Origin of the sequence: Bifidobacterium sp. ESL0732 (assembly GCF_029395535.1) — a bacterium.
In the GTDB taxonomy this organism is placed as follows: domain Bacteria; phylum Actinomycetota; class Actinomycetes; order Actinomycetales; family Bifidobacteriaceae; genus Bifidobacterium.
Map to the genome: position 1 here is coordinate 255,132 of NZ_CP113920.1, position 14,058 is coordinate 269,189.

A 14,058-nucleotide genomic window follows, 5' to 3' on the forward strand; every position below is an offset into this window, starting at 1 on the left:
GAGGATATCAGGGATAAAAGAAAAAAAATCGCGAGCGCTTGCGCTTTAAAAAGTAAGCGCTTACTATTGTACTTGTGAAGATGCTAAATGGCATCACACTGGTTACAAGGAGGTAGAGAAGTGAAAATTAGCAATGGAAAGAAAGCTCTCGCAGCAGTGGCAAGCCTTGCCATGCTGTCGGGAATGGCCGCTTGTGGCGGCTCGTCGAGCTCGTCGGGCGACAATTCTGCTGCAAACAATGCCGCTTGCAAGTCCTATAAGCAGTACGGCAATCTGAAAGGCAAGACCGTCACCATGTACAGCGCATGGATCGACGATGAAGGCAATGCGACCGACAAGTCGTTTGACCAGTTCCGTCAGTGCACTGGTGCGACCGTCAAGTTCGAGGGCTCGCGTGACGAGGCCACACAGCTTCCTGTGCGTGTCAAATCCGGTTCTGCTCCGGATATCGCCGTCGTTGCCCAGCCTGGCATGCTCAAGAGCATGGTGAAGACCGGCAAGGCTAAGCCCGCGCCTGAGTCCGTCATCAAGAACGTTGACAAGTACTATTCCAAGGACTGGAAGGAATACGGCTCTGTGGACGGCAAGCTCTATGGCGTCGCCCTGGAAGCCTCAACGAAGTCCTTCATCTGGTATTCTCCCAAGAAGTTCAAGGAAAAGGGCTATAAAGTCCCACAGACCTGGGATGAGATGATGGATCTGACCAAGAAGATTGCCGCGGACAACAAGGGCACGAAGACGAAGCCTTGGTCAGTCGGCATCGAAGGTGGTTCCGACACTGGTTGGCCGGCTACGGACTGGCTTGAGGACGCCGTCATCCGCTTCACGGATGCCGATACCTACAACAAGTGGGTCGATCACGAGATTCCGTTCAACGATCCGAAGATTTTGTCCTCCTTCAAGGAGATCGGCAAGATCCTGAAGGACAACGACTATGTCAACGGCGGTTTCGGCGATTCGCAGTCCATCGCTTCGACGGCCTGGCAGGATGCCGGCAACCCGATTATCGACGGCACCGGTTACATGATGCACATGGCCCCGTTCTATCAGACCAATTACAAGTCTTCGAACCCGAACATCAAGATCGATCCGGACGGTGACGCCTGGGTCTTCCAGATGCCTGGTAAAACCAAGGGCAGCGCTCCGATGCTCGGTGGTGGTGACTTCGCCTTCGCGTTCGCCGATCGTCCTGAGGTCAAGGCCATGCTGACCTATCTCTCCTCGCCGCAGTGGGCCAACGAGCGTGCCAAGAAGCTTGGTGGCTGGGTCTATCCGAACAAGGCCATGGACAAGAAGCTGCTTGGTTCCAAGCTTGACAAGCTGTCTTATGACACGTTGGTCAATCCGAAGACCGAGTTCCGTTTCGACGCTTCTGATCTGATGCCCTCCGAAGTCGGTTCGGGTAGCTTCTGGAAGAAGATGACCGAGTACTTCGCTCAGAACAAGTCCGAGAAGGACACCTTGGATCAGATTGAGGCGACCTGGCCGAAGGATAAGTAAAGCCGCCTGAAGTTATGATTGTTTGTGATCCGGCGGTTGTGAAAGGTCGTCGGATCACGATTCACAATCACATCAAAGTGTAATACGTATCTATATCGGGCTCCCTGTTTCTAATCAGCGCTCGCAGATTTAATGTTGCTTACATTCAATTCGCATGGCGGAAGTCTGCCGTCAAGCGTCTGCAGTGGGCCCGATGAATCGACCGCATGGAGGCGGTGTCATGGATATATTGCTGCACCCGGAATCGGGTGTCCAGAAGATAGTGGCGATGTTGTTCGCCATATTGTTGTTCGTCGTTGTAGTGGCGGTGGTACTGTTCATCACCAATCTGCCCAAGCGCATGCCATCATGGGGGGTGGCGTTGCTTTTCCTGCTGCCGAGTGTGGCGCTGATTTGCTTTGGCCTGATTTATCCCAGCGTCGTGACGTTCAAGAACTCGTTCTACGGCCGCGACGGTACTCAAGGTGTGGGATGGGCCAATTACATACAGATTTTCACGAACCCTGATTTCCTCCGGGTTCTGCTCAACACGGTCCTGTGGACCATTCTGGTCCCGCTGGTGTCGACCCTTGTCGGCTTGGTCTACGCGGTCCTCGTCGATCGCACACGTTATGAGAAGTTCGCGAAAATGTTGATTTTTCTGCCCATGGCCATCTCGATGGTGGGTGCTTCAATCATCTGGAAGTTCGTCTACGATCAGCGCGTTGGCCTGCTTTCCGCAGTCTATGTGTGGGTTGCCAAGCTTTTCGGGCATACGGTCACGGCACCACAATGGCTGATGAACGCCCCGCTCAACACGTTCTTGCTGATCTTCGTGATGATCTGGATCGAGGCGGGCTACGCGATGACGGTGCTTTCCACCGCGATCAAGGGTATTCCGGAAGACCTCGTGGAGGCTTCCAGGCTTGACGGCCTCAACGGATGGCAGCAGTTCATCTACTTGACCATTCCCATGATCCGTCCCTCGATTGTCGTGGTGATTACCACGGTCGCGATGGCTGGTCTGAAGTCCTTCGATATCGTGCGAACGATGACCGCCGGCAACTATGACACCTCCGTCATCGCCAACGAGTTCTATACCCAGTCGTTCCAGAACCAGAACACCGGTCTCGGCGCGGCCCTGGCGGTCTTGATGTTCATCATCGTCATCCCCGTGGTCGTGTTCAATATATTCCAGTTGAGAAAGTCGCAGGACGTACGATGAGTGAGAAAAAGAAAAAGCTGACACGCCGCGAAAAGGCGTTGATTCGTACCAAGAATAAGCTATCCTCGCCTTGGGCGACCGGGATCTCCATTATCATCGCCGCTCTGTGGACGATTCCCACGGTCGGCCTTCTGGTTACCAGCTTCCGGCAGAACCGTATGGCCATCTCCACCTCCGGTTGGTGGACCAGTCTGCTGCCCAAGAACTGGTCGGACTTCGGCTTGGCCAACTACAAGACCGTGCTCGGTAGCGGCTACAATCTGGGCAGCTACCTAATCAATTCGTTCGTCATCACCATCCCTGGCGTGCTCATCCCGATTACGCTCGCCCTATTGGCTGCCTACGCGTTCGCATGGTGCGATTTCCCGGGTAAAAACATCCTGTTCGTCATCGTCTTCGCGTTGCAGGTCGTCCCCGTGCAGGTGACGATGATCCCGCTGTTGACCCAATACGTCAAGTGGGGCATCAACAACACCTTCTGGGTACTGTGGCTGTGCCACACTATCTTCGGCCTCCCGCTGGCGATTTTCATGCTCCACAACTTCATGTGCGATATACCGCGTGAGCTCGTCGAGGCTGCGAAGGTCGACGGTGCCGGCGATGTGCAGGTCTTCTTGAAGATCGTCCTACCACTCATGGTCCCCGCTGTGGCTTCGTTCGCCATCTTCCAGTTCCTCTGGGTCTGGAACGACCTGCTTGTGGCCTTGGCCTTCGCAGGCAACACGCCCGCGACGGCCCCATTGACAGCACGGCTTTCCGACATGGTCGGATCGCGTGGATCGGCTTGGTACCTCCTCGCTCCTGGAGCGTTCATCGCTATGATCGTGCCGGTGCTGGTGTTCCTGTTCCTTCAGCGCTACTTCGTCCGTGGCATGCTCGCTGGCGCGGTTAAGGGTTGACGCCCGATCGCCTGCGTGCGATATCGCGGGTGGAACATCGTTAATGTATATGCTGTTGTCCGCCGGAAAGGCAAGTCGTATCGTCAGACCGGCGGACAATTGAGTTTTTAGAGAGGTAAAGCCGTTGCTCGGTGACTTGAAATTACAAAAGGATTTGGACCACGATCCGCTTGATAGCAACCGCTATCCCATCGATCTGTGGAAGTTCAGCGAATTTGGCTACCCCAATTCCGAATCTGCCACGCTCTTCTCGCTGTCGAACGGTACCATCGGTGTGCGCGGCGAGGCGAACGGCCCGCGGAACCTGGGCTCCGGGACGTTTTTGAGCGGTTTCCATGAGACGTTCTCCATCCGTCACGCAGAGGAGGCATACGGCTTCGCCCGCGTGGGACAGGTCATCCAGGGCGTGCCCGACACTGTGGATTTCAAGTTCTCGATTGACGGCAAGGTGCTTGCGGATCCGGTGAAGATCTCACAGAGTGTCGATTTCAAGGCGGGCACCTCCACCCGTTCCTATACCTATGAGGTGGGCGACGGAGCGAGCCTCGATGTGGACATCGCCACTATGGTCTGCCTGTTCAGGGCCGACCTGATGACTACGGTGATTTCATTGCGAGCGCATGGCCGCGCCCTCAATGTGCATGTCGAAGGCAAGATGAATACCGACCACCCGGTTGTCTCGCGTGACGTCGATCCTCGAAAAGCAGATATGATTGCCGACGGCGGTCTGCGCAAGCTTGAGGTTGACGCCATCTCGCGCGGCGTGGCCGATCAGAGCTTCGGCGCCTTTCACTGTCTGCATTCCGAACTGACCATGGCCGTGGGCTTCTGCCAGCAGCTCGACGGCAAGATGATTCATGAGGTATTCGACGTCGAGGTGCCAGACGGCGATGAAAAGCGTGTGGAGCGCTTCGCATCCTATAATTCCTATCCGATCGATCCCATCGGCATCGATAGGGGACTCCAGGTCGCAATCGACGGCGAACGGAATTCCGCCGCGCTGATCAGCCAATGCTCTCAAACGATCAACTGGGCCATTGATCAGGGTTATAGTTCGATTGCGGAGCAGCAGCGCCAATGGCTCAGCGATTTCTGGGCCAAGACTGATGTTTTGATCGATGACGATGGCGATGGTCGTCTCCAACAGGTGATGCATTGGGAGCTGTTCCAGCTCGCCCAGGCTACCGCGACAGTCACCAACGGCGTGTCCGCCAAAGGGCTGAGCGGTACCGGCTATTCTGGCCACTATTTCTGGGACACCGAGACCTATATCGTCCCGTTCCTGATCTACACGAATCCTGCTCGCGCCCGCGACATCCTTTCTTACCGGTACCGCATGCTACCGGCTGCTCGCAAACGTGCCAGGATGATGAGCGTGGACGGGGCGCTTTTCCCGTGGCGTACCATCAACGGTGAGGAGGCTTCGGCCTTCTTCGAGGCAGGAACCGCGCAATACCATATTGACGCAGACATCGCCTATGCCGTCTATCAGTATGTATCCCTGACAGGCGACCATGAGTTTATGGCCACGCAGGGCATTGATATTCTGGTCGAGACGGCCAGGATGTGGGAAAGCATCGGCTACATGGGCTTTGACGGTACTTTCCACATCAACACGGTGACAGGCCCGGACGAATACACCGCAATGGTGGACGACAACTACTACACAAACGTCATGGCACAATTCAACCTGCGCAAGGCAGCAGACGCCTTGGAACAGTTGGGTAACGAGGACCGTGAAGCGGCGGTGAGTAGACTAGGTTTGAAGCTCGATGAGCCCGTGCATTGGCGTGAGGCTGCCGACAAGATGAAGCTGCCATATGACGAGAAGCTCAACATCCATCTGCAGGACGACGATATCATGCGTCGTGGGCCTTGGGACTTCGAACATGACACCGAGCGTCCGTTGCTGTTGCATTATCATCCGTTGGTGATCTATCGTCGCCGAGTCTTGAAGCAAGTGGACACCGTTTTGGCGCTCTATATGCTTTCCTCGAGCTTCGACCTGGATTCTAAGCGCCGTGATTTCGATTTCTACGACCCGCTCACCACCGGGGATTCCTCCCTTTCCGCGGCCTCGCAGTGCATTATCGCCGCTGAGGTCGGTCATGACGAGTTGGCAATGAAGTACTTCCTCGAATCACTCTATGCAGACGTTGCCAACCTCCACAGCAACACCTCCGACGGCATCCATTTGGCGTCGGCCGGAGGGGTATGGATGTCCGTTGTAGCGGGCTTCGGTGGCCTGCGCGATTCCGGCGGCGACGAGATCTCGATGAACCCACGTCTGCCGGAGCAATGGCAGAGTCTCACTTATCAGATATTGATACATGGCTCCCGGCTCAAGGTTACGGTGAGCCATGACGGAGTGGATATTTGTCGTCTTTCCGGCGACCCCGTAACGCTCATCGTGGATGGTGAGTCACGCCAAATTTGACTGGTTTTTCAGTCAATATTATTCACTTTTCCCATTAAATCGCCTTGCGAATTGGCTTGCATCAATATAATTGATTATATTGGTGTAATCACATTCATTCGATAAATTATGGAATGAATGCAAAAGAATAACTGTTATTCTTTATAAGTAATGTTGCAGAGGTGTCAGGATGGGTACGAAAAAGGTCAGGATTGAGGAGGTGGCCTCAAAAGCGCATGTCTCGACGGCCACCGTCTCTCGTGCCGTCCGTGGCTTGCCTGGTGTCGGGAAAGCCACGTGCGCTCACGTTCTTCAAGTGGCTGCCGAGTTAGGATACACTCCCTCACATAGCGCCGCGTCCTTGGCGAGTGGCTCCATGCATACGGTGGGTCTGGTGCTTCCGGACGCCTCCCGTTGGTTCTTCGCCAACGCCATCGAGGCGGCTGAAAGGACTTTGCGCGAGCATGATTACGACGCACTGGTGTATACGCTGCCCGATTATTACGATGTCGGCAGGAAAACTTTCGATCCGGAGGTCCTGCGCAGCAAGGTCGATGCCGTGGTGGTGCTTTCCTTGTTCTTCGACGATCACGAGGTCGATCTTCTGCGCTCGCTGAACGTGCCCGTCGCGTTCTTGTCGGTGGACCAGCCAGGGTTTTCCTGCGTAGGCATCGACGATGAGCTGGCCATGACCAAAGCGTGTGAGCACCTCATCGGCTTGGGGCACAAGGTCATCGGCCACCTTTCGGGAATGACGAACGACAAGTGCCCGAACGCCCCCACCCAGCGTCGTCGCGACGCCTGGCGCAACGCGTTGCGGGACCACAACTTGGAATTCAGCGAGAGTCTTGATTCCCCTTCGGACATCATGACCGCGCGCAATGGTTTCACGGCGGCGAACGTGTTGCTCGACCGCAGGCCCGACGTCACCGCCATCGTCTCCTCGTCCGACGAGATGGCGATGGGCGCCATACAGGCGTTGCGCAGTCGTGGGATTGAGCCTGGGCGCCAGGTCTCTGTGGTCGGCATCGATGGCAATGATCTGGCGTTCGCTTTTGGGCTGACGAGCGTCGAACAGCCCGTTCGCAGGGAAAGCAGACGAGCCATCGAACTGCTGCTGCAAGCCATCGATGGGGATGAAGAGGTGCATAAGGAAGTGTTCGACACCAATTTGGTGGTCAGAAGCTCCTCCGGACAAGTCATGTATCGATGACATTACAAGCGGTAGTGCCGTTCGTGTCTGTGCTGTGTCGGGTTTATGTCAGGAATCTGTCAGACTCCTAACGGTTTGGCGGGTTCCTGGTGCGGTATACGGAACAAACTGTTAAGAATTGGCAATTGGTTCATTGAGCTTGATGACTGCTACTTTACGTCAATTCATTTGGGTGTTTGGCCTAGAGACTTGGTCGGACCAGGAAGTTTGCTCTTATTCTACGAAATTACGCTTGATTCACTTCCTTTCAAAGGGTCGGCCAGACCTGCGCGTTTTGCTCGATTTGCGCGGTGTTACCGGCGGCAGTCGTCTCGGCAGTGGCCAACGTAAGGATGCGCGGGCCGTGCGGGAAGATATGCGCCTCGACAAGCATGCCAGCTTCGACGCAGACATTGAAAGAGGAGCGGTGAGTTCTGCGCACGACCATGGCATCGGTGACGCTCTGCGAGATGAAGGTGGACGGTGTTAGCACCTCCGACGACATCCACTTGGCATCGGCCGGTGGGGTGTGGATGTCGGTGGTCGCCGGTTTCGGCGGCCTGCGCGATTCCGGCGGCGAAGAGCTTTCGATCGATCCACACCTGCCCAAGGATTGGGAGAGCCTCACCTATAGGCTCACCATCCACGGCTCGCGTCTGGTCGTCAACGTCACCCACGGCGAAGTCTCGGTCCACCGCCTTTCCGGTGACCCGGTGACCCTCAAGGTCAAAGGCGAGCTCCGCACGGTCTGAGGCGAAGTTTCTCTGACGGCGGTTGTGCTGCGTTGCAATCCAAAAGTGATGCTTACACAGTGCATAACGTGGTGTTTTCTCGTAGCGTGTTGAATCCATACAGGGTCGTTCCGCGTGAAGGATGCTGTATAATAATTTGTTATCTGGTATATCAACTTTTATTCGATGGCGAAGGAAGTACAATGATGAACAACAACAAGAAAAAGCTTTTGGGTGCGGTCTCTGCGTGTGCGGCGGTGCTGGCGAGCGTGGCGTTTTTGAGCCCGTCGATTGCCTTCGCTGCTCAGCCTGCGCAGTCCGTGCAACCGATAGACGAATCGCCGATCACGTGGCAAAGTGATGGCGAGAATTATCAGGTGCAGCGGTTCTCCGATGGTTCGGTTTCCGTGAAGTTTTCGCAGCCAAACTCCGGTAGTGGCACTTCGGTCAGTGGTTCTATGACGTGTTGGGGAGCCGATGCGGCGGCGGCCCCGCCTTCGACGGTGAGTTGGCAGGAGGGGACGGCGGATGAAACCTCGACTACAACCCTCACGTTCGATGGAGCTCAAGGATCCGACGGCTTGCCGAGCGCCACCATCAACATTGAACGTAGCAATGATTCCGGCGTCATCGGAAGGACGCAGCTGTATGCTCCTGCCGACACGTTGAGGTAATGGCTGGGTAGCCGTATATCCTCGTCGACATGTTGAAGCGATAGCCGCAAATATCGCAGGCGCCAAGAAGTGTGGTTGCGATTGGTTGTGCGTTTGTTTGTGGCATTACGAGATGCCGAAACGATCAACAGTCATAGAAAGTTTGCAATCCGTCGTTCCCAAGTTTTTCTTGGAAGCGACGGATTCGTATTTTTTGTGTCGTAGCCTTATTGGCGCGGTTGGCAACACATGTTTTGCCGTATAAAACATTGCTTTTGAAAGGACGGAAAATTTTGGCGCGAATATAATTAAATGATTTGACATAATGTGGTTGCGTGACCTACGATGTAAGTGAAACGAATTGATCAATGTCGCCGGTAACGGCGGCACGTGTGCAAAGGAGCAACCTATGGGGTTGTGGGATGTAGACAAAATTCCGTATGTCGGACACGACAAGGGAGTCAAGGAAGAGCTTGGCTTCCACTACTATGACGCCGACCGTGTGGTCGCGGGCAAGAAAATGAAGGACTGGCTGCGCTTCGGCGTGGCTTGGTGGCACACTTTCGACCAGCAGCTCGTCGATCCGTTCGGCGACGGCACCGCGCATCGTCCTTATTACAAGTACACCGATCCGATGGATCAGGCGCTCGCCAAGGTCGATTACGCCTTCGAGCTTTTCCAGAAGCTCGGAGTCGAGTACTTCTGCTTCCACGACCGCGACCTCGCACCGGAAGGCGACACCCTGCGCGAGACCAACGCCAATCTCGACAAGGTCGTTGACAAGATCGAGGAGAACATGAAGTCCACCGGCGTCAAGCTGCTGTGGAACACCTCGTCGCTCTTCACCAACCCGCGCTTCGTCGACGGCGCCTCGACTTCGCCGTTCGCCGACATCTTCGCCTATTCCGGCGCGCAGCTCAAGCACAGCCTCGAGATTGGCAAGCGCCTCGGCGCCGAGAACTACGTTTTCTGGGGTGGTCGCGAAGGTTACGAAAACCTCTGGAACACCGACATGGCCCGCGAAAAGGACCATATGGCCGAGTTCTTCCACATGTGCGTCGACTATGCCAAGGAAATCGGCATGGGCGCGCAGTTCCTGATCGAGCCGAAGGCCAAGGAGCCCTGCATGCTGCAGTATGACTTCGACGCCTCCACCGCCATCTCCTTCCTGCAGAAGTACGACCTGATGGGCACCTTCAAGTTGAACCTCGAGGGCAACCACGCCAACCTCGCCACCCACACCTATCAGCACGAGATCCGTGTGGCGCGCGACGCCGGCGAGCTCGGTTCGCTGGACGCCAACCAGGGCGACAAGCTCATCGGCTGGGATATGGACGAGTTCCCGACCGACCTCTACGAGACCACCGCGGTGATGTGGGAAGTGCTCGACGAAGGCCAGATCGGCCCTCACGGCGGCCTGAACTTCGACGCCAAGCCTCGCCGCAGCTCCTTCGAAGCCGAAGATCTCTTCCGCACCCACATCGCGGGCATGGACGCCTTCGCCGCCGGCCTTCTGGTCGCCGCGAAGATGCACGAGGACAAGTACATCGAGGATCTCGTTTCGAAGCGTTACAGCTCCTTCGACTCTGGCATCGGCAAGACCGTCGAAGACGGCAAGGCTACGCTCGCCACACTCGAGGATTATGCGATCGACAAGCCGCAGAGCCAGCTCATCGCCTCCACTCACTCCGATCACCTTGAGAGCGTCAAGGCCACGATTAACAACTACATGATCGAGGCTCTGAGCGAGTAAAACCGTTAGGAAAAGATTCATTCCATATTTTTTCTTCCAATAGCATTTGGCCGGTCATCTCCAATCGGGTGACCGGCCAAATGCTATTGTGCCAAATGCTGCTCTATGAGGCGGGTATATAAAAGGCCGGTCGCCAAACGAAATCTGGTGACCGGCCTTGGTAAGCGAAGTTTTTTTATTACTTCACGAAGTTGCGCTTGATCCAATCGGCCCACAGGCTTGGCCATACCTGCGCGCTTGGCTCGATTTGCGCGGCGTTGCCGGTAACGGCGGTCTCGGCGGTGGCCAAGGCAAGGCTATGCGGGCCGTGCGGGAAGATATGCGCCTCGACAGGCACGCCGGCATCGACGCAGGCGTTGATGAAAAGCAGCGAGTTCTGCACCGGCACCACAGCGTCGGTGACAGTCTGCCAGATGAAGGTGGTCGGCGTCTTGGCGTCCACATGCTTCTCGCAGGAAATCTCATCGAGCATCTTCTGGTCGGTTTTCTTCTCGCCGAGCAGTTTGTCGACCGTGCCGGCGTGCGTGTATTTGCCGGCCGTCAGGACCGGGTAGCCCAGCGCCAGGCCGTTGGCGCGCACGGCGTCGGGATCATAGCCATTTTCGCGCATCACATCGTCGCCGGTGGTCGTGGCCATCGACGCGGCGAGCTGGCCGCCGCATGAGAAGCCGATGACGGTGACGGCCTTGGGGTCGACATGCCATTCTTCGGCGTTGGCTCGGATGATCTTCATGGCCTCGGCGCCCTCGAGCATCTGCACCGGGTAGCGCGAAGGGGCGATGGAATAGCGCAGCACGAACGCCTGCACGCCGGCGCCCATGGCCATCATCGCGATGGGTTCGGCCTCGCGGTCGGTCACCTTGTTGAAGCCGCCGCCGGGGAAGATGAGCACCGCCGGGCGGCGACGGTCCGGGTCGATTTCCTTGGAGTTGTCGATGATATAGCCGGTGAGCGTCGCCTCGCTGCCATCGGTGCCTTTGATAGTCTTGGTAATGTATTGCATTTTGCCCTTCTTCCGTGCCTGGCCCTGCGTACATTGGTATCTCAATAACGTATACGCGGTGCCGAAGCTTACTTCGAATTCTAAGAAGCTTGCCAGACGGTTCGGCGTCGACGGTGTCACGGCTTTGACGGCGGTCTGCCGCCATCGACATTCGGGTCGGTTTGCGCGTGATAATAAATGCAGTGTAATTGTTATTTATTTTTTCTGCAGATCGGATGTTGCTGTCGATATCGATTATTGGGCAAGGTTGGTAATAAGGAAACTGGATTGTGTCGATCGGCAGTTGACCGATTTTTGACGTTTCATATTACGCAAACGACAGTTCAGAATCCTTGATTTTCCGCCGAAAATGTAACGTGACTAACGTTATTTGCACTACGAGCAGAAAAAACAGACAATTCGTCCGGCAATGTAGGCGACGACTGTAATGCTGAAATTGTATGAAAAAATTATCAATGATTATTGCCGCAGCAACGCTCTCCGTCGCCACTATGGTGGCCCCGGCAGCGAACGCCGCGATGCCAGCTCAACCGTCTCCCGTAAGTCAGGTGGAGACGTCGCAGAATACCACGTCAAATGCCTTGGCCGATGGCGAGACCCACGAGGATACTTCCAACACCTCCACTCAGCAGCTTCAGTCTAAGACGACAACTCCTTCGGCCGCAGACCACCAAGGCAACCAGGACCAAAACAACAAGTCCGAAAACAACCAGACTAAGAATTCCCAATCTTCTCAGAACGTTGCATCTCAGGACGCTCAAAACCCGAACAGCAAGTCTGAGGATACTCAATCCCAGAGCGTCAACCCTCAGCCTGCCGCCGACCACGCGCCCAAGACTTCGGGTAACGTCCCCGCCCCGGAGGACGACGACGAGGGCACCGTTATCGTCTCGGCATGGAACCGCGACCACGATGAAAGCCATCCCGTGCAGGGCCAGATGACGGCCAAGGTCGGTGAGCAGGTCGATCTGGAGAAGCTCATCGAGCAGGCGGCCAATCAAGAGTCTTTCGTCGGTGCGCATCCCTCGTTCGAAGAGAACGGCCAGACCTACTATTACTTCAATTCCGGTTGGAACAGCGAGCCCGACGGCTCCGGCACGACGTTGCTGAGCGCCTACGGATTTACCGACAACTATACGATGCAGCCGGGTGAACACCACTTCTATATGATTTGGCACAAATACGAGATCAAGTTCTACGGCGACTCCGGCAACGGAGTCTACAACGCATCCCCGAGCACCGGTACGGATACTCTCGGCGGCAAGGTAACCCTTCAGAAGCCTCAGTTCAACTTGCACTGGTCCGATTGGAATTTCAAGGGCTGGAGCACTTCCCCGGACGGCAGCGGCACGTTTATCAAAGCTGGTGAGCAGTTCACCATGCCCGACAAGATCGAGGATTATCAGCTCGACCCGATTATCGACGGCGTCAACAGGCTGTCGATCATCCTCTACGGCCAGTGGCAGAAGACCGCGACCGTCTCGTTCGAAACCGGCGAGGGCGGAACCCCTATCGACGACCTGAACGTCGACCTGGGGGAGTACATCGCCACCATGCCGCAGGATCCGACAAGGGACGGCTACAAGTTCGCGGGCTGGCGTGTCGATGGCGAGCCGTTCTCGCAGTGGACACGTCTTCATGACGACATTACGTTGGTCGCCTCTTGGACTCCGATAGCGAGCTTCGATGCCGCGACCGGTAACAGCGATGATGATCCGGACGATATCCTCGCCAATTTTCTGCAGCAGGTGAAGCTGCCGGAAGCGCCTACGAAGACGTTCAATGCATCAACGCCTGCCGCTACGACCTATCGCCAGCGGTTCTTGGGCTGGCAGGCCGAGGGCGACGATGCCGTGCATCAGGCGGGAAAGACCGTCGATTTGAAGACTCCTGCCCAATACACCGCTCGGTACGCGAAGTACCAGTTGAATATTGTGCCGGGTGATGATGCGACTGGCGCGGCCAAGAAGGTGGCTGACCTTGGCGGCGATTTGCAGGATACTTTCGACAAGCTTCCGGAAGCGCCTGCAAGTTACACGTATGAAAAGCACCATTTCGTCGGCTGGAAGATTGCGGGAGATTCCCATCTGTATAAGGCCGGCGACTCGTTCACTGCTATTGATTCCATGCCACTTGAGGCGGTAACCGAAGCAACCCGCAGCGGCGAGCCCTACGCTGCCATCATACTGACCGCCCAGTGGGAGAAGGACGCTTCCGACCCCGCGCCTTCCGGTGGAACGGATGACCAGCCAAGTGATGGCTCTAATAGCTCCGACGGCTCTGTTAACTCCGACAGTTCGGACAATTCGGACGGTTCCAACGATTCGGATGATACCAACGATTCGAATGATTCCGACAGTTCGAACAACGCTGATAATCCTGATGACTCAGATAACGCTGACGATACAAGCGATGCCGATAATTCCAATCAGTTGGTTGAGTCGACCGATGAGAACAAGTCGAATGATTCTGACAAGCTTTCCGACACCAGCGATTCCAAGGACAATCAGAAAACCGATGGCAAGAAAACTGGCTCAGCGGCGCAGCAGAACGGCACTTTGGCCGTAACCGGTGCGCAGGCGGTGGCTGTTGCGCTCGCAGCCGTGGTGTTGCTGGCTTTCGGCATCGTCATCGCCGTCGCCAAGAGGCGTCGTGACTGATGCGATTGCCGTAAGTTTCTACGGCTAAAGGGGCGGACTGCGTGGAT

11 protein-coding genes are annotated in these 14,058 nt (G+C 56.0%); 9 read left to right on the plus strand and 2 right to left on the minus strand.

All coding sequences use genetic code 11. The features are described 5' to 3' along the window. Nucleotides 1-120: 120 nt before the first annotated feature. From OZX70_RS00805 to OZX70_RS00825, 5 genes are all read left to right on the plus strand, one after another. The gene (locus OZX70_RS00805) at nt 121-1,500 is read left to right on the plus strand and encodes an ABC transporter substrate-binding protein (RefSeq protein WP_277181188.1); all 1,380 of its coding nucleotides are present in this window, start codon (nt 121-123) and stop codon (nt 1,498-1,500) included. 220 nt (nt 1,501-1,720) lie between these two features. Beyond that, nucleotides 1,721-2,704, plus strand: coding sequence for a sugar ABC transporter permease (locus OZX70_RS00810; protein ID WP_277181190.1), 984 nt, complete (start codon nt 1,721-1,723; stop codon nt 2,702-2,704). Next, entirely contained in the window at nt 2,701-3,603 is a 903-nt protein-coding gene (locus tag OZX70_RS00815) for a carbohydrate ABC transporter permease (protein ID WP_277181192.1), read from the plus strand. The genes OZX70_RS00810 and OZX70_RS00815 overlap by 4 nt, the downstream gene beginning before the upstream one ends. A gap of 136 nt (nt 3,604-3,739) precedes the next feature. After that, nucleotides 3,740-6,040: a glycosyl hydrolase family 65 protein gene (locus OZX70_RS00820; protein WP_277181195.1), complete on the plus strand. Its 2,301-nt coding sequence runs from the start codon at nt 3,740-3,742 to the stop codon at nt 6,038-6,040. Nucleotides 6,041-6,209: 169 nt separating this feature from the next. Beyond that, nucleotides 6,210-7,232 (plus strand): LacI family DNA-binding transcriptional regulator, encoded by a 1,023-nt coding sequence (locus tag OZX70_RS00825; protein ID WP_277181197.1) that lies wholly within the window; start codon nt 6,210-6,212, stop codon nt 7,230-7,232. Between the two features lie 247 nt (nt 7,233-7,479). Here the strand turns inward: OZX70_RS00825 and OZX70_RS00830 are convergent, their stop codons facing one another. Continuing rightward, entirely contained in the window at nt 7,480-7,704 is a 225-nt protein-coding gene (locus OZX70_RS00830; protein ID WP_277181200.1) for a hypothetical protein, read from the minus strand. On the opposite strand from OZX70_RS00830, the gene OZX70_RS00835 reads away from it, so the two are divergent. The 3 genes from OZX70_RS00835 (at nt 7,688) to xylA (ending at nt 10,348) form a co-directional block, all read left to right on the plus strand. Next, entirely contained in the window at nt 7,688-7,963 is a 276-nt protein-coding gene (locus tag OZX70_RS00835; RefSeq protein WP_277181202.1) for a glycosyl hydrolase family 65 protein, read from the plus strand. The genes OZX70_RS00830 and OZX70_RS00835 overlap by 17 nt on opposite strands. 182 nt (nt 7,964-8,145) lie before the next feature. Beyond that, the gene (locus tag OZX70_RS00840; RefSeq protein ID WP_277181204.1) at nt 8,146-8,616 is read left to right on the plus strand and encodes a hypothetical protein; all 471 of its coding nucleotides are present in this window, start codon (nt 8,146-8,148) and stop codon (nt 8,614-8,616) included. A 388-nt stretch (nt 8,617-9,004) separates the two neighbouring features. Further along, nucleotides 9,005-10,348 carry a xylose isomerase gene (xylA, locus tag OZX70_RS00845; protein ID WP_277181206.1) on the plus strand — a complete coding sequence of 448 codons (1,344 nt, stop codon included), beginning with the start codon at nt 9,005-9,007 and terminating at the stop codon, nt 10,346-10,348. Nucleotides 10,349-10,526: 178 nt separating this feature from the next. Here the strand turns inward: xylA and OZX70_RS00850 are convergent, their stop codons facing one another. Further along, nucleotides 10,527-11,351 carry an alpha/beta hydrolase gene (locus OZX70_RS00850; protein ID WP_277181208.1) on the minus strand — a complete coding sequence of 275 codons (825 nt, stop codon included), beginning with the start codon at nt 11,349-11,351 and terminating at the stop codon, nt 10,527-10,529. Nucleotides 11,352-11,791: 440 nt separating this feature from the next. On the opposite strand from OZX70_RS00850, the gene OZX70_RS00855 reads away from it, so the two are divergent. Beyond that, the gene (locus OZX70_RS00855) at nt 11,792-14,011 is read left to right on the plus strand and encodes an InlB B-repeat-containing protein (protein WP_277181210.1); all 2,220 of its coding nucleotides are present in this window, start codon (nt 11,792-11,794) and stop codon (nt 14,009-14,011) included. Nucleotides 14,012-14,058 lie beyond the last annotated feature (47 nt).